This window comes from Microbacterium sp. EB106-03-03-XG65, from assembly GCF_058791955.1.
On the sequence record NZ_JBYTEB010000001.1, the window covers coordinates 688,347 to 710,410 of the forward strand.

Genomic DNA, 22,064 nt, shown 5'->3' on the forward strand with positions numbered 1-22,064 from the left:
CATGGTGATTCGCCATGCCTACGTGCGTGAGCATGAGGACAGCGGGCTCCAGGGCATCCACGCCGACTCGACCGACGACGAGATCCTGTTCTACACGAGTCGGCAGAGCGCGAAGCAACGGGTCTTTCCCGTCACGCCCTCGCGGTACTGGGTCGTCTTCATCCGTGAAGACGGAGGGCGAGCTCGGTTCTGGTCGGTCGTCGAGAACCACGGTGAGGCGTGGGACGATGGACGGCAGCGCGCGTTCACCCTGACGGTGTCGGAGCAGATGGCCGATTTGCGAAACAGGCTCGTCATCGGGTGGAAGTCTCCCCGGGCCTGGTGGATCAACGGCGTGACGGCGGCTCCGTACCCAGTACTGGAGATCGCAGATGCGAAGCCGATTCCGTTCCCCGGATTCGACGGACTTGTTCTCGACTACCCGCAGCTCCAAGCGGTCATGCGCGATCATCGGTATGCGTCGTGGCGGACCGCACTCGCGTCGGTGAAGGGGATATACCTGATCACTGATACTCGCGACGGTCGTCACTACGTCGGTAAAGCGGATGGGGCTGAGAGCATCCGTCAGCGTTGGGCGGTCTATGCGGCAAACGGGCATGGCGGGAACGTCGAGCTACGGAACCTCGAGCCCTCAACCTTCCGCTATTCGATCCTCCGAGTCTTCGATCCGGCGACGCCGGAGAGAGACGTCAACGAGGCTGAGGAGCACTACAAGCGGGCGCTCGACTCGCGCCGCTGGGGATTGAACCGCAACTGAGCGCCGAGCGCATCGAGTGGACGGTGAGGCGGTTGCTGCGGGGCATCGCGCGGTAGGGAACGTCTGGTCGGGTGAGGCCGGCGGTGGTTACCCTTGCCCTGTACTCGACACCGAGGACGGGAGCTGAGGATGACGTTCGCTGACATCACCGTCGTTCCGGTGGCGACCGAACGCAAGGCCGCCTACCTGGACTTCTCGAAGCGCATGGCCCAGGTGTATCGCGATCATGGGGCGATCAGCGTCGTCGACTACTGGCAATCGAACGAGTCAGCCGACCCGTCCGACTTTCACGCAGACGGTGCGTCGTATGAGTCGGGCGAGCTGAAGAGCATCGCGGGCCTCGTCGGAGCGAGCGCTGAGGAGTCCGTCGTGGTCACGGTGACGACCTGGCCGTCACGCGAGGTTCGAGATCGAGGGACCGCTGCCGTGACGCGGGATCCACGCGTGACCGAGACGCTCGATGAAGACCCGGTGTTCGACGGCGGGCGCGTGATCGGCGACAGCTTCGAGATCGCGATGAGCGTGCAGCAGAGCGAGTGACGGGGCTCAGTTCGGGGTGCAGTGGGCGACCATCGCGTCGGTCGCCGTGCGCAGCTGGGCGGATGCCGCATCCATGCCGCTGACGTCGCCCGTGACGGCCTTCTCGCCTGCGGTGGCGAACGCGTCGATGCTCGTCGTCCACTCGTCGCGGAGCGTGACGAACTCCGCGGGACCGTCGATGCCGCGGATCTTCTCGGCCACCGCGCGAACCTCGGTGAGAGCCGCCTTCGCGGCCTCGGGGGTCGGCGAGCTGAAGCTCTCGAGCACGCCGGCGACCTGCACCGCCTGGGCGGCGACCTGACCACAGGCCGCGACGGTCGACGCCTGCGAGCATCCGGAGAGCAGCAGGATGCCGACGGCGAGCGACGCGAGCGCGGGGAGCTTCTTCATGGGAGTCAGGGTAGCGAGCGGAGATGTGAGCTCTACTGCGTGCCCCTGGTGACGCCGACGAAGGTGATGGGCTTGCCCGCGGCCTCTGCGTAGGCGATCTCGCGGAGGGTGGATTCGCCGAAGTGCTCGCCCCGGTTCACGACTTCCACGCGGTCGGCCAGGTCGATCCTGCGCAGGTGCAGCTCGCCGAGCGCTGCCTTCTGCTCGTCGGTGATCGGGGTGTCGATCTCGGCCGGCATGAGAACGATGAAGCCATCGAGCGTGAGGATCCGGCTCAGCGCGCGCATGTCTTCGGCGTAGCGCATCGAGCCGCAGATGCAGACGATCTCGGGGCGGGTGTGCATGAGGTCAGTCTGTCATCCGCGCCCAAGCGCGAGATAAGTGTCAAGGTATCTTGCGTTCGGAGCGGCGGTGCGGTTTACTGATCCCAACGTACCTCGCAACATACCTTGGAGATCTTGATGATACCGATCACAGTTCACGTGCCCGAGCGGCGTGTCGAAGAGTTCTATATTCGATTCGGCGAGTTCGTTGCCGAGATCCCAGACACCGCTGACCCCGTGCGGATCGAGTCGGGAACCGTCCCCTCCTGGGCAGTGGCGGATAACGCAGAGGAAATCGCTGTACGGCTATGGAACGGAGTATCGGGACCCGGTCGTTCGGTGCTCTCCTTCCTCAGTCGATCTGCAACGCGGGAAACGGCCCACTTCACTCCAGACGAACTGGCCTCTGCGCTCAACCACCCCAACGGCGTCTCGGGTGTCGCCGGCATTCTCGGAGGGGTCGGCAAGGCGATCCGTCGCGCGGAGCTTCCGCTGTACCGCACCCCGAAGGGCGGGGTGTGGCACTACGTCTGGGACTGGGACGGCGAGAAGTACTCCATGACCCCCGAGGTCGCCAAGCTGCTCCGCGACGCCGAGCGCGCAAGCTGAAGAACATTTGAATCCTGATCAAAGAGCAAGGGAATGAACGTGCGATATCAAGACATGCTGGTCGAGACACCGTATCCGTTGGACCAAGTCGCCGACAGGCGGGTGCGACCAGGTAACGAGGACACAGGCCATTGCACGTACTGCGGTGTGCAGGAGAACGATGAGTGGCATCCAGTTCAGGAACTCACCGTGTACCGAATCTGGACAGCAGATTCGGTGTACCGGCCGGACGCCGTCGGAGTTCACGAACAGGGTGGCAAGTGGCAATGGAGATGTTCCGAGCATCCGAAGCGCTCTTGGTCTCCATGGAGTCATCTCGCGCCGGAAGAGTTGCAACCGCCGGACCGGAATCCTTGCGAAGAGGTGGATCGACTCTCGAGGAAGAAGTGCGGGACGACCGAGGGGACGCGGCATTTCGAGGAAGGCTGGTTCTGCACGGAGCACAGCCGGAAGTACGAGATTCTCGATTGGCAACGTCGGGCAACGAGGGGCGAAGATCCGGAAGCTGGTGAAGGCGGAGAGGCTTAGGGGCCACCGGCCGCCCAACGCACTCTCTTCGGAGCCAGAGCCAACGGAGCGAAGAAGAACGCCCCTGCCGTTCGGGCGGCAGGGGCGTGGTCTCAGGGTGCTTACTGCACCGACCATCCCCCATCGGATGCCAGCACGGCACCGTTGATGTTCACGGCGTCGTCCGACAACAGGAACGTGATCGACGCGGCGAGGTGCTCGGCGGTCGCGACCGTCGGGATCGCCTGCTGGAACGGGGCCAGACGACCGGAGCCGTACTCCGACATGTTCGGGGGCATCGGGATGCCGGTGGCGACGCCGCCCGGAGCGACGGAGTTCACGCGGATGCCCTTCGGCCCGTACATGAACGCCGCGGACTTCGTGACGCCGATGATGCCGTGCTTGCTGGCCGTGTAGGCGTTGCCCGACGAGTTGCCGCGCAGACCCGCTTCGCTGGAGACGTTGAGGATCGAGCCGCGGCCGGCTTTCTCCATGATCGGCAGCACCGCGCGCATGAGCTTGAACGGAGCGGTGAGGTTGATCGCGATGACGCGGTCCCAGACGGCATCCGTCGTCTCGCCTGCGGGGGAGAAGTCGTCGTTGATACCGGCGACGTTCGCGAGGGCGTCGATGCGGTCGCCCGCAGCGGCGATGACGGCGTCGATCGCGTCCTGCTTGGTGAGGTCGCCGGCGACGGTGGTGATGTCGGCGTCCGGCAGCTCGGCCTTCAGGGCGTCGAGCTTGTCGGCGGCGATGTCGGAGGCGATGACACGTCCGCCTTCACGGGCAATGCGGGATGCCGTGGCCTTGCCGATTCCGGATGCTGCGCCAGTCACGATCACGGTCTTGCCGGCGAAACGTCCGCTGGTGGGCTTCTCGGTCCAGCCCGCGGACTCGTTGGCCTCTGGGATCTCGCCGCCGTTGGCTGCGCGCACGAGGTCGTCGACGACCGACTGCGGCAGTGCGCCCTGGCTCATCGCGACGAGCTGCTGCAGCGGAAGGCCGAGCACGGGGGTGAGGAGCTCGGGGTCGGCGCCCGTCTGCTCGAAGAGTGCGCGGATGAGCGGCCCGCCGGTCGGGTCGTTCATCCAGTCGCCGATAGTGGAGTGGGCGGTGAGGGCCATGAGGGTGCTCCTTGAGGCTTGGGTTTCGCAACGGTGCGTCCTGTAATTCTAGCTCTACGGATTCCAGCACACGGCGGAAGCCTTCTTTACTTGCCCGCGATGGCGGAGCCGATTTCGTCTGTGCGTCTCGATGTCTGAGGGTCGAACTAATCTTCGAGCGTCGCCCGTGTCTTCCGACGGCAGTCGTTGGATGCCGGTAGGTTGCTAAGCGAGAGTCGAAACTAAGGAGCGTTGTGCCCGATATCACTTTCCGCATGGGCGAGTTGTTCAGTGGCCCAGGTGGGATGGCCCTTGGGGCGAGGCTTGCGGCCGCGGCTGTAGGAGATACCGAGCTTCTGCACGCTTGGGCGAACGATTATGACCTCGATACCTGCAGGACATACATGAGGAACATCCTCGCACCGGAGTTCGGTGACCAGGCGCGAGTCGTTGAGGCCTCGGCGGATCTTCCGCCGTCTGGGGGAGGAATTGTTCACCAGAACGTACACGATCTGGACATTGATTCTCTGGGAGAAATCGATGGTTTTGCGTTCGGCTTTCCTTGCAATGACTACAGTCTCGTCGGCGAATGGAAAGGTCTCACTGGCGAGTATGGCCCGCTGTATTCCTATGGTGTGAGGACACTCGCCTCGAAGCGTCCGAAGTGGTTTGTGGCAGAGAATGTCTCCGGTTTGCGAGGCGCTAATGAGGGCAGGGCCTTCAAGCAAATCCTCGAGCATCTCCAGGCTCCAGCAGATGACCTGCGCTATCGAATCGTCCCGCACCTCTACTCGTTCGACGAGTATGGGGTGCCGCAACGTCGGCAACGGATCGTAATCGTCGGAATCCGCGAGGACATCGATATCGACTTCAGAGTTCCGTCGCCCACGATCTATGAGGACGTAGACGTGACCGTGAAATCAGCACTCACGGTACCGCCGATCGGATCGCAGACCGCGAATCATGAGTTCACAAGGCAATCAGAGAACGTCATCGAGCGGCTCAGCTATATACTTCCGGGCGAGAATGCGTTCTCGCGACGAGCTTTGGAATTGATGCCAAAGCATCTTCATATCAACACCCGAACAACTATCAGCACGACCTATAAGCGGCTTGAGCCTGACAAGCCCGCTTACACGGTTACGGGGGCCGGTGGCGGGGGGTCTCACGTCTACCACTGGTCGCTCAACCGCGCGCTGACCAATCGCGAGAAGGCTCGACTCCAGTCATTCCCCGACGACTTCGTGTTCGAGGGGTTGAAGGACAGCGTCAGGAAGCAAGTCGGCATGGCGGTGCCCGTCAAGGGCGCAGAAGCGATCTTCACTGCGTTGTTCAGATCGTTCGCCGGGGTGGACTATCCCTGGATCGAGCCGAACATCGAAGTCTCAAAGATTCTGACCTCGAAGGAATCTCTGGTGGTCTAGGACTACGGTCAGTGAGTGCGCCAGAATGGTGCCGGACAATGACAGGCGGACGGGGAGGTCGGCGTGCAAGAGCAGGACGTCGCGCCCAGCGTGCACCTACTCGAGTCGATGCGCTCAGTTGGTTACTCGCTTGAGGCAGCCATCGCCGATCTCATCGACAACAGTATCTCCGCAGGCGCAAGCAAAATCGAGATCGATCTTGAGCCGACTGAAGCGCGGCACATCGCGATTCTCGACGACGGTGTTGGGATGTCGCCAGACATGGCCGTGGAAGCCCTGCGCTTCGCTGGATCAGTAGGGGAACGGGCGGCTTCAGATCTCGGCAGGTTCGGGCTCGGACTCAAGACGGCGTCCCTCTCTCAGGCTCGTTGCGTGACCGTCGTCACCAAGCACCTCGAAACGGTGACGACTCTGCGCTGGGATATCGATCACGTAAAGCGAACGGGGAGATGGAGCCTCCTGCGGTTATCCGAAGCTGAGTCGAGAAACCTGCACTGGGTTGACCGCTTGAACGAGCAGACTTCCGGGACCCTCGTCGTTTGGGAGAACCTAGATTTACTTCTGGGTGACAGTGCCGACCACAGCGAGTACATGCGAGCTCGCATCGCCCCACTGATGAGCAGTCTCTCGCTTGTATTTCACCGCTACCTCCATAACCGGAGCGGCGGAGTTCGAATCCGCGTGAATGGGAACAACATTAAGCCCCGTGATCCCTTTCTTCTCTCGAATTCGAAGACTCAAATTTCGCCTACTCAATTTATCCCCATCGGAGGGGCCGAGGTCAGTGTGACGGCATACACTTTGCCGCATGTCTCAGGGCTCACGCCCGCAGAGCGTCAACGGTCAGATTTAGGTGAGCGGATGCGCGAAGCGCAAGGCTTCTACGTCTATCGCAACGCCCGCTTGATATCTCACGGTCACTGGTATGGCCTGGCCCGGATGGACGATATCTCGAAACAGACACGCATTCAAGTCGACCTGCCGAATACCATCGACCATCTCTGGCAACTCGACATCAAGAAGTCTCGAGCGGAACCGCCGGCATCTTTCAAGGCCGAGTTAAGACGACTGATGACCGGCGTTATTGATAAGGGGAAGCGCGTCTATACTTTTCGCGGTCGCAAGGAGGATTCTGACTCGGCGCACCTTTGGCATAAAGTCCGCGAACGAGGCGGGTTTCGGTACGAGGTAAATGTTGACAATCCGCTTGTATCATCCTTGCTGAGCGGGTTACCAACTGCCGATGCCTCCCGAGTGGTTCGCTTGCTCGGGTCACTCGCCGACGCCTTCCCAGCAGATGATCTTCTCGCCGAGATGGCGGGAAACGCTACCGTGGTGGCGCGCAAATCTGCAGAGGAGTCCGTGATCGACTCACTTCGAGTATTTCGAGATTCTACGGAGGAACAGGCTTCAGTCGAGGTCGTTACGGCAATGCTTGCGCATGCCGAACCATTCAACACAATGACGAACCTGGGCGACTTCGTCCGACAAATCTGGGAGGAGGAGCCGCGTGGCTCTGAATGATCGGCAGCTCAGTTTGAAGCGATCGGTGAAACAACAGCTTGTGGAGGGCAATGCAAGAGTCGACTTTGTCGAGCTCTCGGAGGCCGCAACTCAACTGGCGGGACTATTCTTCAAGGAACTCACCCTCCCGGAGGTGATGGAGGTCGTCGGCGAGATTACGCAGGAGGAGGAGATCGTTCTGACGGGCGGCGCCACCGTATATGACCCCAACACATTCACGGAGTGGCTCGTAGATCGGCGCGCCTCCGTCTCGCACTCCAGGTGGAACGCGTACAAGCAACTACTCGTCTCACGAGACTGGGCGAAGTCGGTTATCGACGACCTCGGAGAGCAGGCTGACGAGGTCGTCGAGCTGCTAGGTGACCCTACAGATGCCGAAGACTGGGCCCGGAGGGGGCTACTCCTCGGGGAAGTGCAGTCGGGTAAGACCGCTACATATATCGGCATCCTGAACAAGGCGATCGACTACGGGTACCGATTGATAATCGTGATCGGAGGCCATACGAATGATCTTCGGCGTCAGACGCAGGTCCGGATGGACTCTGACCTCATCGGATACGACACCAGTCGAATCGGCGAGAACATCACCGCGACAGTACGTCCGCCCATAGGCGTCGCAGAGTTCGATCCGTCCATTCGCGCAAACGTCCTGACTACCGTCGATGGCGACTTCAGCAAGAGCAAGTCCCGGGCAGGCTTGAACTGGATCCAAGACACATTGCCGACCGTGCTCGTGATCAAGAAGAATGCGAAGGTCATTCAGAACGTCACTACCTACATCAAACAACAGACAAGCGGCGGGCGTCTGGACATGCCCCTCGTGCTCATCGATGATGAAGCAGACTGGGGCACGCCGAACACCGGCAGTGACACAGATCCGACAAAGGTCAACGCAGCAATCCGTGGGTTGCTCGACACGTCGCGGCGGAGCTCATACTTAGGAATCACTGCAACACCATTCGCGAATATCTTCATCGACCACGCGGCTGAAAATGTCGACCTTGGGCAGGATCTCTTTCCGGCAGACTACATACGCGTTATGAGTAGCCCGAGCAACTACCATGGGATCGGCCGCTACTTCTCCGATCCTCATTCAGCCATCCGCCTTAATGTCGAAGATTGCATCGAAATACTGCCGATAAAACACAAGAAGTCCCACCCGGTCGAAGATATTCCCGCAAGTCTCGAAGATGCGGTTATGTCATTCTATATCGGCACCGCCCTTCGACTGTTGCGCTCCCAGGGGGCGGTGAAGCCAGCGTCGATGCTCGTGAATATCTCTCGATTCAATGATGTTCAGTCCAAGGTTTGCGCTCTCCTCGAGAGTTTTTCTAATTCGCTCAGCGGGCTGGTCGCGATGGAGGCCATGCGTGCAGGCGGCGAGACATCTGCTCTAGGGGAACGCCTACAACGGGTCTGGGTCGCCGAGTACGCCGACAACGGTAGCGGCGAGCAGTGGCAGGACGTGATCCCGTGGCTCTCGAAGGTTGCCGAGCGAGTCCGCGTCGAGCTCGTGAACAGCGCGACTTCGGCCACTCGCGGTAAGCGACGGCGTTCCATGACTCCGGATCAGCGCGCGGACGAAGATTCCCGGCCGACCATCTTCGTCGGTGGAGACGTCCTGGCCAGAGGGCTCACGTTGGATGGGCTTCAAGTCAGCTACTTCGTGCGGGAGCCCCGAGCGATGGACACGCTCATGCAGATGGGTCGATGGTTCGGGTATCGGCCAGGGTACGAAGATCTAGTTCGAATCTGGATGTCGGAATCCACCGCGGCAGATTTTGCGTGGTCAGCTGATGTCGCTCAAGAGCTACGGGACCTTCTCGTGGAGATGCGCGCGAAGCAGCTGACTCCTCGGGACTTCGGTCTTCGAGTCAGAGCACATCCCGGCGGATTCGAGGTGGTCGCGGCCAATAAGCGCCGGAGTGCAGAGCTTACACCGGGAGACGTGCTCATCCATGGCAACAAATTTGAGTCGTATTATCTCGACGCCAGCCCGGACGTGCGACGGCAGAATCGCGTCGCCACGGCAGACCTAATCGGAAACCTCGTCGCTCATAGGCAATATACCCATTCCGCCGCAGGGTATCGGTCGTGGCGCAGTGTGCCATTGAGCTCGGTCGAGGACTTCTTCACCAAGTTCCGTGCCGACAAGCGAGACCCGTTCTTTGGATCCGCGAATGGGCGATCGGCTCCACAGATCGCCTCGTATCTGAGCGACGCTGAGGGCGCCGACGCCTGGGATGTGGTGCTTGTACACGGTGGCTCTGATGAGGTCACAATCACGGATGACATCAAGATAAATAGTAGCCTTCGGAATTCGCTTAGCCGAGTCGGCAATACGATTGAGATCGGCAACCGCCGTGTCGCGACGGCGACCAACCTCGCGGGCTCGCTGGCTCCGGGTGCGAGAGAAACTTTATACGCGTCGTTGGTGGACGACGAGAAAGTCACAGAGCACAAGGTGTTACAGAATTTGGCGCACCCCATGCTTATGATTTACGCGCTCACTACGCAGCGAGGTGGGGACGTCGATGATTTCTCCCGAGTGTCGATTCCGGCAGACGACCCGTTGATCGCGGTTGTGCTCGCATTCCCCGCGATCGATGTGGAGGACGCCGCAGAGCGGCTGAATGCTCATCGCGTTCAAAAATTTTGGGTAAACACCGTCTGGTGGAACAATATGCGAGGCTACTTGGACGACGGTGATGACCTCGAGACGGGAGAAGACGATTGACTTCCGTAACGCATGACGCCTTCATCTCCGCCCTGACTGGCAGAAATGAGAGGGTCGTACAGCTGTCTCACCCCAGGGTCACGTTTTTGGCACAGAACTTCAATGGCAGAGCATCCCTGCTCGCCAAGGTGACGCTTCGACCTGAGCAGTCAGTCCCTGACGGCAGAGGCTTCTCAGTCGCGACCTATCGGAGTGGCGTCGAGAACTTTGTGCGGATCGCCTCGAAAGACGCGGGTGTCAGCTTGCTCTTTTTGAAGCTCGTCGATTACGTCCTTGAACGCACCGCTGAAGCAACTGATGATGATGAAGTTGCGAGTCTGTTTGCCGCCGCCGTCGATGAGTTCAGGCGGTTCGGGCAACGCACGCCTGGTCGATTAGGCGAGGACGCAATTCGCGGTCTCGTACCCGAACTTCTGCTGCTGCTGGAACTGCTTGACGGGGATGTGTCGAAAACTTGGGAAGTCTTCCACGCGTGGGGCGGCCCGTTCGGCGCTCTGCACGATTTTCAGTTCGGCACTGGAAATGCCATTGAGGTCAAGTCGACGCATCGCCCACCGTCCGAAATCCGGATCTCCAATCCGTCGCAGACTCGGCCAATTCCGGACGGTCTGGACCTGGTTGTCCTGCCACTTGAAAGGGTGGCTCCGGGATCGGACGCCGACGTTGATCTTGTTCAACTGGTGACCGAGGTAGGAGCAGTTGCTCGAGACTTTGGCGGCGATGTTGCTGATCTGTGGGAGTCTGCTCTGACCGTCTTGGGGCTGGACGTCACCGATCGGTACTACGAGCAGTGGCGTTTCCTTCGAGGGGACTGGCTTCGCTTTAACGTCGGTCACGGTTTTCCGGGCATAGATGAAGCCGACATTCCGTCGGGCGTTGTGAAAGTCGCGTACTCCTTGCAGCTCAACTCGCTGACTGCTTTCGCGATGAAATTTTCCGAACTGAAGATCTTCTCGTGACAATTCAACAGCTCGCAGACCTGCGAAACGAGATAAAGATCGAGGCCGCCGGTTCAGCTGATTTCGAACTCACCGCGTTCGCTCGAGTATTCGCTCGCCGGCTCGAGGATGCCGAACAGGTTTTTGACCTCAGCGTGGAAGCCCTGCAATGCCGGGGGCCGAGGGGCAAGAGACTGGAGCTATTGGGATATGCCGAGGACGCTACTGATGGGTCTCTGACTCTCCTGGCAGGACGCTACTTCGGGACAGATGCAACCCTAACTCTGACTGATGCGAGAGACGTGCTGGCCCGGACTACGGCCTTCGTAGAGAGCGCAGCAGACGGTTGGCTCTCAGTGAACCTGGAAGCGTCATCACGGGAAGCGGAGTACGCGGACTACTTCAAGCGTCAATTCGACATGGGTGCGGTGTCGAAGATCCGGGTAGTCCTGATCACCGACGGCTTGATGAGCGATCGCATCCGGGAGATCGAGAGCGACGTCATCGCTGGACTGAGAACCTCTTACGAAATTTGGGATCAGAATCGTCTTCTCGATGCCGGCCGACCGGAGACGCGTAGCGAGGACATCGTGATTGACTTCACTCGCTGGATGCCAAACGGGTTGACGTGTCTGATCGCCAGCGAAGCAGACTCGTCACTGCCGAGCTTCCTCTCGGTTCTCCCGGCAAATGTTCTTGCCGACATTTTTGAAGAACATGGGAGTCTGCTACTGGAATCGAACGTACGTACGTTCTTGAGCGCTCGCGGCGCTGTTAACCGAGGAATCCAGGAGACGTTGCGTGAGGCGCCAGATCGTTTCCTCGCCTATAACAACGGGCTTACGACGACTGCCATCGAGGTTGAGGTTGAGGCCGTCAGACGCGGCACTTTCATTAAGTCCATGAAGGGCTGGCAAGTGGTGAACGGCGGACAGACAACCGCCTCAATCGCCCATTTCCTCCGTGGAGGAAAGGATCGCAGTGTCGACGGGGTCGCAGTCCAGATGAAGCTCGTTGTTGTCGACCCTGCGGAAGCATCTGGTGTAGTGCATGCAGTTGCAAAGTATGCGAATAGCCAGAACAAGGTCAGCGGTGCCGACCTCTTCTCAACGCATGACTTTCACGTGCGCATGGAACAGCTCAGTCGCCGTCTCCGCGCTCCAGCGAAAGAGGGACAGCAGTATCGGTCCGGTTGGTATTACGAACGCGCTCGAGGTCAATGGGAGAACGATCGTATCTCCCGAGGGTCCGTCGCCGAGCAGAAGAAGTTTGAACTCGAGTACCCGAGGTCTCAACGCGTCACAAAAACTGACTGGGCGAAGTACGCGTACTGCTGGGGCAAGAACCCTCACCTCGTGAGCCGAGGGGCGCAGAGCGTCTTCGCCGACTATGCGAGCGCGGTCGACAAGCAGTGGGACAGCGACGACGCGAAGTTCGGCGATGGCTATTTCCGAAACAACATCGGAAAGGCGCTGATGTATGAGCAACTTCGATCGGCGGTGCTAAGGGAGGAGTGGTACAGGGCGTCTCCGGGATATCTGGCCAACATCGTTGCGTACGCGATTTCGCGATTTGCCCTCCAGGTTGAGCTGCAGTTCGGCGGCGCCAAGTACGATTTCGACCAGGTGTGGCAACGGCAGGCGATAACCGATCAGACGATCAGGGCGTTGCTCGAGATCGCCGTTCAGGCTCAACTTCATCTCACAGACGAGACGAGGCCGCAAGCGAACGTCACGCAATGGGCAAAGCAACAGGCATGCTGGGATCGATTCTCTAAGCGCCGGATGCAACTTCCAGCCTCGATTGAAGGTGAACTGACGAGCATTGAAGAGTCACTGGCACTCCAGCGGGATGAGCGAAAGCAACGCGCGATGGATACGGGATTTGAGAGCATCCAAAAGGTCATGTCGGTCGCTCAGGAGACATGGGCGTCGGTGTATGCGATTGCAGGCCTTTCTCCGGTCGAAAGCGACCTGGTTAAGCTCTTTGGGCTCCGCAAGGGGGCGGTGCCGAGCGAAAGGCAGGCGGCGATTTTGATCCGTCTACTCAGCCGAGTTGCGGACAATGGCGGAATTAGACGAGACTCGTTCTGAATGAGGAGAGGTCTGTGGCGCGCGTAAAGAGAATTTCTATCGGACCGGTCGGCGCTGTGATGCACCCCACGGAAGTCGATTGCGAAGTGCGTCAAATCGTGACAACGGACGGAACGGTCTTTCTCCAGTTGAGCACCTTCGGTTCCGCAAGACGGGTTTCTGAGCCGAAGGTCAGTCAGACAGTTCAACTCGATCACGCGATGGCGATGCGTCTTCGTGAGCTCATAGATGATACTTTCGGGTTCTAGCCGCACGAAGTTCACGACGGGCAACTGCAACGCCTGCGCGACTTTGGTGATCCGCCGGATTGATCGTCGCACGGTCACTACCGAGGTCGAGACGGCCAAGAGATTGCGGAGTCCGTGCTTGGATCAGCTCGCCATGCCCCGACCATCGCGGGACCCGCTGCGGCCGGTCGGCTTGTCTAACTAGCCCATCGCCGCCCTAGCTGTGCCTGCTGATGCTGCGCAAAGGCTCTTTCACTGCATGCGACAACGACCTGCACTTCGACTGACTGTCGACGTTTCGTCTCGCTCGGCTGCGCCGGGCTCGCTCAACGACCGAGGGGGCGCTCCCGCCAAGAGATCCCGCGCCCAGCGATCCGCCGTCCGGCCTCCTCCGCCGCGACAGGCTCCCCGACATCCGCACCGACCTCGAGCCCCACAACCGAGTGCACGATCGTCCCGTCATACACGTGCACGAGGTTGTACCCCTGCGCTGCATCCTGCCCGCGCGTAGCTCCGACTGGCTGAGCCAGATCCTGCCCGTACGCGCTCGACGACGCGGCCGCCACCGGAATCCCCGCGAACGTGCCGAACGACGGGTGATGCACGTGTCCCGACAGGATCCCCCGCACATCCGACCCCGCCAGCACCTCGGCCAGCGCCGCCTGCTCGCGCAGCTCGACCGTCACCGCGAGGTCGAGCACGGTCGGCAGCGGTGGGTGATGGATCAGCAGCAGCGAACCCTCCGGCGCAGGCGTGGCCAGCTCCCCAGCCAACCAAGACAGTTGCTCCTCATCCACCCGTCCCCAGTGCTCTCCAGGAACGGTCGAATCCAGCACGATCACCCGCATCCCACCGAACCAGCGCACCTCGACCACAGCATCCGAAGAGCGACCTACGGTACCGGAAACCGGCGTTTCCTCCGCAAGCCCCAACTCCGCCCGCATTGCCCCGCGCTCGTCGTGGTTGCCCATCGCCCACACGACCTCGCACCCCAACGCCTCCACGGCCGGCGCCACCATCTCCCGCAGCCGCCGATAAGCCGACGTATCCCCGCGATCAGCCAGATCTCCGGTGAACAACAGCGCATCCGGCCGCAGCCCCGAAGCGACCAACCGCGACAAGACAGAAGCGAGGTTCGCATCGGCATCCGCCCCACTGCCATACAGCGGCGCGCGTTCACCGGGAAGGTGTGTATCGGAGATGTGCACGAAGGTGTGCGATGGGCGAGAGTGCTCGGTGAGGATCATTTCTCTTCCAGTGAGACGGCGAACAGTTACAGAAAAGTCAGACGGGAGCGGCGGTCGACCCGGGCACGAGAGTTCCGACGAACGGCTGCCGGACGGTCGGCGCGGAGTCGGCATCAGAACTCAGAAGAAGCTGCATCGTCTCGACAGCCGCCGCGGCAACAGCCTCGACCGGAATCCGCAGCGTCGTGAGCCCCAGCAGGTCGGCACCGGGAAGGATGCCGTCGCATCCCGTCACGCTCACATCGCCGGGTACAGACAGCCTCGCAGCACGCAACGCCCGCATGACAGCCAACTGCCGATAGTCCGACGCGCACATCACGGCCGTGGCCCCATCGCGCACGGCATCCAGCGCCTCCTCCACTCCATCGGTCGGCGCAGCGCCCGCAGAGAGTAGAGTCACCGAAGCCCCGCCGGCAACGAGCGTCGACTCCATCGCCGATGCGCGCAGATGCTCAGCAAAAGACACGTCAGCCGCCCCAGCCAGCACGACCACCCGCCGATGCCCCAACGACAAGACATGCGACGCCAACATCCGCCCATGCTCCGGATCGTCATAGTGCGCGGTATGAATCCCCGACGCCGTCTCGACGCGCCCCGCGCGCACGATCGGCACCTGGTCGGCGAACGGCTCGAGCTGCGCGGCCGTGATGCCACCGGTCGCGACGATCAAGCCCGCGACACGCATGCCGAGCAGTCGGTGCAGCGCGTTCACCTGTTCGGCTCCCTGCACATCGGCGCCGATCGTCACGGTCACGAGGTCGAGTCCGCGGCGGTGCGCTTCATCCTGCAGCCGCGAGAACAGCAGACCGTAGGCCGGGTTGCTCGCGTCGCGCAGCATCAGCCCGACCGTGCCGGTGCGGCCGGCGGCGAGCTCGGCGGCCATCGTGTTGCGCACATATCCGAGGCGCTCGGCCTCGGCGAGGATGCGCTCCTGCGTCTCGGGAGCGAACCTGCCCTCGCCCTTGAGTGCACGGGTCGCGGTGGCCCGGGAGACCCCGGCGGCCGCCGCCACATCGCTGACCGTGACGCGCAGCCCCGGCGCACCGGCATCCGCACCACTCACGCGCGAGCCTTCTTGGCCTTGCGGGGCGCGCCGGCGCGCGAACCTCGTCCATACACGAGATACATGGTGACACCCATGATGATCATCAGCAGCACTGTGTAGACGAACGTGATCGGCATCGCGTCGAGATTGTTCTCGCCGCGAGTGCTCTCTTGAATCGCCACACCGAGCGGCTTGAACAGCGGGTGATAGAGGAAGATCGCCGCGTCGTAGTCGTCGAGCAGGCTGTTGAAGTTCAGCGCCGTGATCGCCGCAGCGGTCGGCAGCACGAGCGGAACCAGCACCTTGCGGAACGTCGTCAGCGACTTGGCCCCGAGGATGCGCGAGGCGTCTTCGAGCGAGTCGGGCACCGACGCGAACCCGGCCTTCAGCAGGCGCAGCGTAAACGGGATCTTCACGCAGATGTAGGCGATGAGCAGCAGGATCGGCGTGCCGGTGAGCACGAGCCCGCCCACGATCGCCCGCGGCTCGTCGAACGCGGTCACCAGCGCGAGCGCGATCAGCACGATGGGCAGGATCCACGGGATGTGCAGCACGTACTCGATCGCGCTGGTCAGCAGGTTGCGGTGCTTCTGCAGCATCCGCGCCACGAACAGCAGACCGCCGACCACGACGATCGACGCCACGGCGCTGTAGACCACGCTGACGATGAACGGACGGATCGCCTCGGCGCTCGAGAACACGGTGACGTAGTTGTCGAGCGTGAAGCTGTCGAGGGTGATCGACCCGGCGAGGATGCTGCGCGCATCGACGAACGAGAAGATCACGATGAGCACGACGGGGATCAGGTAGATCACCCACAGCAGATACGCGACGACGTGAACGATGACGTTCGCGAACGGGTTGCGGATCCTCTGCTTCTGGATCGGCGTCGCGACCTTCGCGACCGAGAAATACACGCCCGACTTCTCGAAGCGGTTCATGATCGCGAGCAGGATGATCGTCGCGATGCCGAGCACGATGGCCAGCAGCGCTGCGATGTCACGCGTGATCGGACTGCGCGACAGGTCGATGATGAGCGGCGCGACGGTCTGGAAGTCGGGTCCGCCGAGAACGAGCGGAGCGGTCAGGGCACCGAGTCCGATGAGGAACGTCAGTACGGTCACCGCGAACAGCATCGGCTTCATCACCGGCAGCACGATGCGGCGCAGGATCGTCCACGTCGACGCGCCCATCAGCTTCGCCGCCTCGATCGACGCGTAGTCGACCTTGCCGAGCGACGACGAGAGGAACAGCATGTGGTTCGTCGTGGTCGCGAACGTCATCACGAAGACGACCGCGAAGTACCCCGAGAACCAGTCGCGGTCCATGTCGGGCCAGATGTTGACCATCAGGTTCGTGAAGAACCCGAACCGGCCGTAGATGAAGTTGTATCCCGCGGCCAGCACGATGCCGCCGTAGATCAGCGTGGTCGCGTAGCCGAGCCAGAGGATCTTCGCCCCGCGCACCTGGAAGTACTTCGTCACCAGCACGATGAACACGCCGACCACGTTGACCGTGATCGACAGGGTCACCGCGAGCAGGAAGCTGTTGCCGAGGGTCTTCAGCGCGCGCTCGCTGCCGAGCAGCTTCTCGACGGCACGCATGCTGAACTGCCCGTCGGGGAAGAACGTGACGCCGAGCAGGGCGGCGTTCGGCAGCACGAGGAAGGCGGCCGCGAACCAGATGACGATGATGCCGGTGATCCACGCGAGCGGGGAGCGGAGCATCGCCTTGACGCTGCCCGGCCGCCCCCTCGTGCGGAGCCGCGGTCCCGCCGTCTGACCCTCGACGACAGCGGTGGTCGTCAAGGAGCCGGCTTCTCCGGTCACGGCCGCTGAGGGCGGGACCGCGGGGTCTGTGGGGTTCTGGGAGTTCCCGGGATTCTGGGAGTTCTGGGAGTGCTGCGAGTTCTGGGGAGTCGACATGTCACGCCGCCGGGTACTGCAGGATCCACCGGGGGTCGACGTCGACGCGCACGGCATCGCCCGGGTTCCACTGGCGGGCGCTCGCCGCGGCCGGAACACTGACGCGCAGCGCCGCATCCTCCGCCGTCACCGTGTAGACACTGTGGCTGCCGTGGTACGTACGATCGACGATGGTGCCATCGAGTGAGGCGGATGCCGTCGAGGCGTCGCCGACCTCGGCGAGATGCAGCTTCTCGGGGCGCACATAGCTCTCGGCCGTGGCATCGAGGCCGCCGCCGAGGCTCGTGAGCTGCGCCGGGCTCAGGCGGTTGTTCTCGCCGATGAACCGGCAGACGAACGGCGTCGCGCTGCGGTCGTAGATCTCCTCGGGGGTGCCGACCTGCTGCAGTGTTCCGGCATCCAGCACGGCGATGCGGTCGCTGAGGGTCAGCGCCTCCTCCTGGTCGTGCGTGACGTAGACCGTGGTCACGCCGACCTCGTGCTGCAGCTCTTTCAACTGCTCGCGCAGCTGCACGCGCAGCTTGGCGTCGAGGTTCGACAGCGGCTCATCGAGCAGCAGGATGCTGGGAGTCAGCGCGAGCGCGCGGGCGATGGCCACGCGCTGCTGCTGCCCGCCCGAGAGCTCCGACACGTTCTTGTCGAGCTGGGTGAGCGCGAGGCCGGTGCGGTCGGCGATCTCGTCGACGCGGCGGCGCTGCTCGGCCTTCGATGTCTTCTGGATCGAGAGTCCGAACGCGATGTTCTCGCGCACGTTCATGCTGGGGAACAGCGCGTAGTTCTGGAACACCATGCCCACGCCGCGCTTCTCGCTCGGCACGCGCGTCACGTCGCGGCCGTTGATGTGGATGCGGCCGCCGGTCGGCTCGACGAACCCGGCGAGGGCGCGAAGGGCGGTGGTCTTGCCGCATCCGGACGGACCCAGGAGGGTGAAGAACTCACCCTCCTGGATCTCCAGATCGAGGTGCGAGACCGCGTGGTGATCGCCGAACGCGACCTCGACATCTTCGAAACGGATCATGCTGTCTTTCCGGTCTTGTTTGTATGGCTCGGTCGATCAGCCGATGTACTCGAGCGTGACCTTCTCGACCCAGGCACCGAGGTTCTCGCTCACGAAGCCAAAGTCGATGTCCTGACGGTCGAGCGTGCCCATGAGCTCGACGACCTCGGGGTTGGCCTGCTCGACCGCGCCCTCGTTGACGGGCATCGAGTTGAACTCGGCCGCGAACTCGCCCTGCACCTCGGCGCTGCCGAACCAGTCGATGAACTCCTGCGCCGTGGCCTCGTTGCCGGTGCCGTTGATCTCGGCGATCTGCTCGGTGACGTACGGCACGCCATAGTCGGGAACGATCATGCCGGTCTTCGTGCCGTACTCCTCGTCACGAGCCGCGATGCCGCTCGAGGGCAGCACGCCGTAGTCGACCTCGCCACGCGTGATGCGGGCGTAAAGGTCGGTGCCCTCGACCGCGGGAGAGCCGTTGGCGTAGTACGACTTCACGACATCCCAGCCCTCATCGCTCACGCCGAGGTCGCCGTCTTCATCGAGGTGACGCGACAGGATGCTGGCGAGCACGAGCTGCGGGGTGGCCTGGCCGAGCGCGGGGTTGACCTCGTAGCGGCCGGCGTACTCCTCGTCGGTCCAGAGGTCCTCCTCGTCGGAGGGAGCGTCGGTGATGGTGTTCTCGTCGTAGACCGTGACGATGGCCTGCTCGACGAGGGGCCAGAACGCGCCGTCGGCCGGATCGCCGGCATCCGCGGGAACCTCTCCGCTCCACTCGGGCTCATAGGCGGTGATCGCCTCTTCGGCCTTGAGCTGCTCGAAGAACATGTTGTTCAGACCGAACACCACATCGCCGACGGGATTGTTCTTCTCGGCGATGATGCGGTTGGTGAGGTCGGCGCCGCCGAGGCCCACGATCTCGATGTCGATGCCGGCATCCGCTGCCTTCTCGGTGATCCACTCGCCGCGGCCATCGCTGTTCGAGTTCGTGTAGACGATGAGGGTCTCGCCGGAGCCTTCTGCGCTGCTGTCGCCGCCGTCGGATTCGGTGCTGCCGCCTGCGCATCCGGTCAGGGTCACGGCCGCCACCGCAGCGATTCCCAGGAGAGACCAGCGCTTCTTTCGGATGTCGACCATGGTCGCCCTTTCTCATCATCGAGGTATGTCTGATCTGACTGTACCCCGGTTTTGTGGTGTTCGTACAACAACCGTCAGTTTTCTTAGCCGCGTTCGCGCGACCGCACTCAAGATAGGCGGCGGAGGTGAACGCTGGGGGAGGGCGAGGTGAACGGTCGCTGCGGCGGCATCCTCGGAAACCCGCATTCGGGTGCGAGACCCAGGTCCTGCACCGGGGTCTCGCCGCGCACGGTGGGTCTCACTCGCACGCCGTCCTCAGCAGCCGTCGGCATCCTGCGAAAGCCGCATTCCGGCGCGAGACCCATGTCCTGTACCGGGGTTTCGCCGCGCAAGGTTGATCTCACGCGCGCGCCGCCCTCAGCAGCCGTGGGCATCCTCCGAAACCCACGTCATGCAGTGAGGCCCATGTCCTGCACCGGGGTTTCGCCGCGCAAGGTCGGTCTCACTGACACGCCGTCTCAGCAGCCGTGGGCATCCTCCGAAACCCGCATCCGGTCGCGAGACCCATGTCCTGCACCGGGGTCTCGCCGCGCAAGGTTGATCTCACTGACACGCCGCCCTCAGCAACCCTCGGCGGCATCCAACGACCGGTGCGGCGCGTTTCGTCTCGCTCGGCTGCGCCGTGCTCGCTCAACGACCGGGCCCCGGATTACCCCAGCTCAGAACGGAAATCACCGACAGATCGTCGACCCATCCTGCATGACGATCCTGTTACAAAACCGCACCCCTCCACGATCCTCGACTAGAAAAGTCTCACCAGTACAGTTGTACATTGCACTGTCATGGGGTTCTATGGAAACCATTCGCAATGGCGCAATCGACAGAAAGGTCTGGTCTCGTGACCGCATCTAAGAGGCTCCCCGCATTCATCGCCGCGGCAGCCGCATCCGCTCTGCTCGTCACCGGCTGTTCTGCCGGAGGAGGTGAATCCAACGCCTCGCAGCCCGGCACCGACGGCACCGCTCAGTCGGGTGGCACGGTGCACATGCTGCAGAACGCCGACTTCTCGTACCTCGACCCGTCGCGCGGGTTCGACGGCGGTGTCAACGCGTTCTACCGCCTCATCTACCGCGGCCTCACGATGCAGGCCGCGGGTGACGCCGACGACCCGAACAAGATCGTTCCCGACCTGGCCGAAAAGCTCGGCGAGGCGTCGGAAGACGGCCTGACGTGGACCTACACGCTCAAGGACGACATCTTCTTCGACGACGGCACCCCCATCACGTCCGAGGCCATGAAGTTCGGCATCTCTCGCTCGTGGGACCCCCAGGTCGGCATCGGCTCGCCCTACCTGCGTCAGGTCATCGACGCTCCCGAGGACTACCAGGGCCCCTACGTCTCGGGCGATCTGCCCACGATCGAGACGCCCGACGACAAGACGATCGTCTTCCACCTGAAGAAGCCGTTCCCCGAGTTCGACAACGTGCTCGCCCAGCCCAACGCCGTGCCGTTCCCCGAGGGCACGGGCGCCGGCGACGAGTTCATCAAAGACGTGATCGCCTCGGGTCCCTACACGCTGGCCGAATACACCCCGGGCAGCTCGATCGTGCTCGAGCGCAACGAGTACTGGGACGAAGCGACGGATGACGTGCGCAAGGCGTACCCCGACAGCTGGGAGTTCGAGATCGGCATCGACGCTGCCACGATCGACGAGCGCATGATCGCCGGTCAGAGCGACGACAAGAACGCGATCGCCGGCACGGTCAGCGCGGCCACCCTGCCGCGTCTGCAGACCCCGCAGCTGAAGGACCGTGCGATCACGGCGGATGCCTTCTGCACGACCTACATGTCGATGAACACCACCAAGGCGCCGTTCGACGACGCCCAGGTGCGCGACGCGATCAACTGGGCGATCGACCGCTCGGCCCTGGTCAACGCCTCGGGCGGCACGCAGCTCGCCGACCCGGCGTACACGATCATCCCGCCGGTCGTCTCGAGCTTCAAGGACTTCAACCTGTGGGAGTCGGACGGCGACAAGGGCGACACCGAGAAGGCTCAGGAGCTGCTCGATGCGGCCGGTCTCTCTGACGGCTTCGAGTTCACCCTCGACATCCGCTCGCAGCCGCTCATGCAGGGGCAGGCCGAGGCGATCCAGCAGGCTCTCGAGCCGCTCGGCATCACCGTGAACCTCAACGTGATCGACACCTCGATCTACTACGAGACGATCGGCACGCCCTCGCAGCAGCACGATGCGGCGATCACCGGATGGTGCCCGGACTGGGCCTCGAGCGCCAGCACGATCATCCCGCCGCTGTTCGACGGACGGAACATCTTCGAGAAGGGCAACTCCAACCTCGCCCAGATCAACGACCCGGCCATCAACGACCGCATCGACGAGATCACCGCGATGACCGACGTCGACGAGGCGAAGACCGCGTGGGGCGACCTCGACGAGCAGATCATGGGCCTCTCGCCCATCGCGCCGCTCGTGTTCAGCAAGGGCATCTTCCTGCCGGGTGAGAACATCGCCGGCTACTACCCGAGCACCAACCTGACGGACCTGACGATCATCGGTCTCAAGGACCCCTCGAAGGGCTGAGC

At 62.4% G+C, this 22,064-nt stretch carries 17 protein-coding genes; 9 read left to right on the forward strand and 8 right to left on the reverse strand.

Going from position 1 to position 22,064, the window contains the following annotated elements; all coding sequences use genetic code 11:
• Position 1 precedes the first annotated feature (1 nt).
• A complete protein-coding gene (locus AC3WS6_RS03325; protein WP_492499650.1) occupies positions 2 to 757 on the forward strand; it encodes a GIY-YIG nuclease family protein in 756 nt (251 codons plus the stop codon).
• A gap of 129 nt (positions 758 to 886) precedes the next feature.
• Positions 887 to 1,297, forward strand: coding sequence for a DUF1428 domain-containing protein (locus AC3WS6_RS03330; protein WP_492499651.1), 411 nt, complete (start codon positions 887 to 889; stop codon positions 1,295 to 1,297).
• A 6-nt stretch (positions 1,298 to 1,303) separates the two neighbouring features.
• Here the strand turns inward: AC3WS6_RS03330 and AC3WS6_RS03335 are convergent, their stop codons facing one another.
• Both AC3WS6_RS03335 and AC3WS6_RS03340 read right to left on the reverse strand, forming a co-directional pair.
• Positions 1,304 to 1,687: a hypothetical protein gene (locus tag AC3WS6_RS03335; protein WP_492499652.1), complete on the reverse strand. Its 384-nt coding sequence runs from the start codon at positions 1,685 to 1,687 to the stop codon at positions 1,304 to 1,306.
• A gap of 32 nt (positions 1,688 to 1,719) precedes the next feature.
• A complete protein-coding gene (locus AC3WS6_RS03340) occupies positions 1,720 to 2,031 on the reverse strand; it encodes a hypothetical protein (RefSeq protein WP_492499653.1) in 312 nt (103 codons plus the stop codon).
• 105 nt (positions 2,032 to 2,136) lie between these two features.
• Between AC3WS6_RS03340 and AC3WS6_RS03345 the strand changes: the two genes are divergently transcribed.
• On the forward strand, positions 2,137 to 2,619 hold the full coding sequence (locus AC3WS6_RS03345) for a hypothetical protein (RefSeq protein WP_492499654.1): 483 nt from the start codon (positions 2,137 to 2,139) through the stop codon (positions 2,617 to 2,619).
• 629 nt (positions 2,620 to 3,248) lie between these two features.
• Here AC3WS6_RS03345 and AC3WS6_RS03350 read toward each other — a convergent pair.
• Entirely contained in the window at positions 3,249 to 4,250 is a 1,002-nt protein-coding gene (locus AC3WS6_RS03350) for an SDR family NAD(P)-dependent oxidoreductase (RefSeq protein ID WP_492499655.1), read from the reverse strand.
• Between the two features lie 233 nt (positions 4,251 to 4,483).
• Between AC3WS6_RS03350 and AC3WS6_RS03355 the strand changes: the two genes are divergently transcribed.
• From AC3WS6_RS03355 to AC3WS6_RS03375, 5 genes are all read left to right on the forward strand, one after another.
• Complete coding sequence (locus tag AC3WS6_RS03355) at positions 4,484 to 5,653, forward strand: DNA cytosine methyltransferase (protein ID WP_492499656.1); 1,170 nt, start codon at positions 4,484 to 4,486, stop codon at positions 5,651 to 5,653.
• 63 nt (positions 5,654 to 5,716) lie between these two features.
• Positions 5,717 to 7,177, forward strand: a complete 1,461-nt coding sequence (locus AC3WS6_RS03360; protein ID WP_492499657.1) for an ATP-binding protein — start codon at positions 5,717 to 5,719, stop codon at positions 7,175 to 7,177.
• The gene (locus AC3WS6_RS03365) at positions 7,164 to 9,914 is read left to right on the forward strand and encodes a Z1 domain-containing protein (RefSeq protein ID WP_492499658.1); all 2,751 of its coding nucleotides are present in this window, start codon (positions 7,164 to 7,166) and stop codon (positions 9,912 to 9,914) included. Before AC3WS6_RS03360 ends, AC3WS6_RS03365 begins: the two co-directional genes overlap by 14 nt.
• Complete coding sequence (locus AC3WS6_RS03370) at positions 9,911 to 10,873, forward strand: PD-(D/E)XK motif protein (protein ID WP_492499659.1); 963 nt, start codon at positions 9,911 to 9,913, stop codon at positions 10,871 to 10,873. The genes AC3WS6_RS03365 and AC3WS6_RS03370 overlap by 4 nt, the downstream gene beginning before the upstream one ends.
• Positions 10,870 to 12,945 (forward strand): AIPR family protein, encoded by a 2,076-nt coding sequence (locus AC3WS6_RS03375; RefSeq protein ID WP_492499660.1) that lies wholly within the window; start codon positions 10,870 to 10,872, stop codon positions 12,943 to 12,945. Before AC3WS6_RS03370 ends, AC3WS6_RS03375 begins: the two co-directional genes overlap by 4 nt.
• A 553-nt stretch (positions 12,946 to 13,498) precedes the next feature.
• On the opposite strand, the gene AC3WS6_RS03380 is transcribed toward AC3WS6_RS03375, so the two are convergent.
• The 5 genes from AC3WS6_RS03380 to AC3WS6_RS03400 all read right to left on the reverse strand — a co-directional run bounded on the left by AC3WS6_RS03380 (position 13,499) and on the right by AC3WS6_RS03400 (position 19,523).
• Entirely contained in the window at positions 13,499 to 14,419 is a 921-nt protein-coding gene (locus tag AC3WS6_RS03380) for a metallophosphoesterase (RefSeq protein ID WP_492499661.1), read from the reverse strand.
• A gap of 37 nt (positions 14,420 to 14,456) precedes the next feature.
• Positions 14,457 to 15,482 carry a LacI family DNA-binding transcriptional regulator gene (locus AC3WS6_RS03385; RefSeq protein ID WP_492499662.1) on the reverse strand — a complete coding sequence of 342 codons (1,026 nt, stop codon included), beginning with the start codon at positions 15,480 to 15,482 and terminating at the stop codon, positions 14,457 to 14,459.
• Positions 15,479 to 17,272 carry an ABC transporter permease gene (locus AC3WS6_RS03390; protein ID WP_492499663.1) on the reverse strand — a complete coding sequence of 598 codons (1,794 nt, stop codon included), beginning with the start codon at positions 17,270 to 17,272 and terminating at the stop codon, positions 15,479 to 15,481. Before AC3WS6_RS03390 ends, AC3WS6_RS03385 begins: the two co-directional genes overlap by 4 nt.
• Positions 17,273 to 17,390: 118 nt before the next feature.
• Positions 17,391 to 18,407: an ABC transporter ATP-binding protein gene (locus tag AC3WS6_RS03395; protein ID WP_492499664.1), complete on the reverse strand. Its 1,017-nt coding sequence runs from the start codon at positions 18,405 to 18,407 to the stop codon at positions 17,391 to 17,393.
• Positions 18,408 to 18,443: 36 nt separating this feature from the next.
• Positions 18,444 to 19,523 carry an extracellular solute-binding protein gene (locus tag AC3WS6_RS03400; protein WP_492499665.1) on the reverse strand — a complete coding sequence of 360 codons (1,080 nt, stop codon included), beginning with the start codon at positions 19,521 to 19,523 and terminating at the stop codon, positions 18,444 to 18,446.
• An 838-nt stretch (positions 19,524 to 20,361) separates the two neighbouring features.
• Here AC3WS6_RS03400 and AC3WS6_RS03405 point away from each other — a divergent pair.
• A complete protein-coding gene (locus tag AC3WS6_RS03405; protein WP_492499666.1) occupies positions 20,362 to 22,062 on the forward strand; it encodes an ABC transporter substrate-binding protein in 1,701 nt (566 codons plus the stop codon).
• Positions 22,063 to 22,064: the final 2 nt, after the last annotated feature.

Excerpts from the sequence above, each read along its gene's own strand:
- AC3WS6_RS03325 (WP_492499650.1), top strand. The coding sequence starts at position 2 with ATGGTGATTCGCCATGCCTACGTGCGTGAGCATGAGGACAGCGGGCTC.
- AC3WS6_RS03330 (WP_492499651.1), top strand. The coding sequence starts at position 887 with ATGACGTTCGCTGACATCACCGTCGTTCCGGTGGCGACCGAACGCAAG.
- AC3WS6_RS03335 (WP_492499652.1), bottom strand. The coding sequence starts at position 1,687 with ATGAAGAAGCTCCCCGCGCTCGCGTCGCTCGCCGTCGGCATCCTGCTG.
- AC3WS6_RS03340 (WP_492499653.1), bottom strand. The coding sequence starts at position 2,031 with ATGCACACCCGCCCCGAGATCGTCTGCATCTGCGGCTCGATGCGCTAC.
- AC3WS6_RS03350 (WP_492499655.1), bottom strand. The coding sequence starts at position 4,250 with ATGGCCCTCACCGCCCACTCCACTATCGGCGACTGGATGAACGACCCG.
- AC3WS6_RS03380 (WP_492499661.1), bottom strand. The coding sequence starts at position 14,419 with ATGATCCTCACCGAGCACTCTCGCCCATCGCACACCTTCGTGCACATC.
- AC3WS6_RS03395 (WP_492499664.1), bottom strand. The coding sequence starts at position 18,407 with ATGATCCGTTTCGAAGATGTCGAGGTCGCGTTCGGCGATCACCACGCG.
- AC3WS6_RS03400 (WP_492499665.1), bottom strand. The coding sequence starts at position 19,523 with ATGGTCGACATCCGAAAGAAGCGCTGGTCTCTCCTGGGAATCGCTGCG.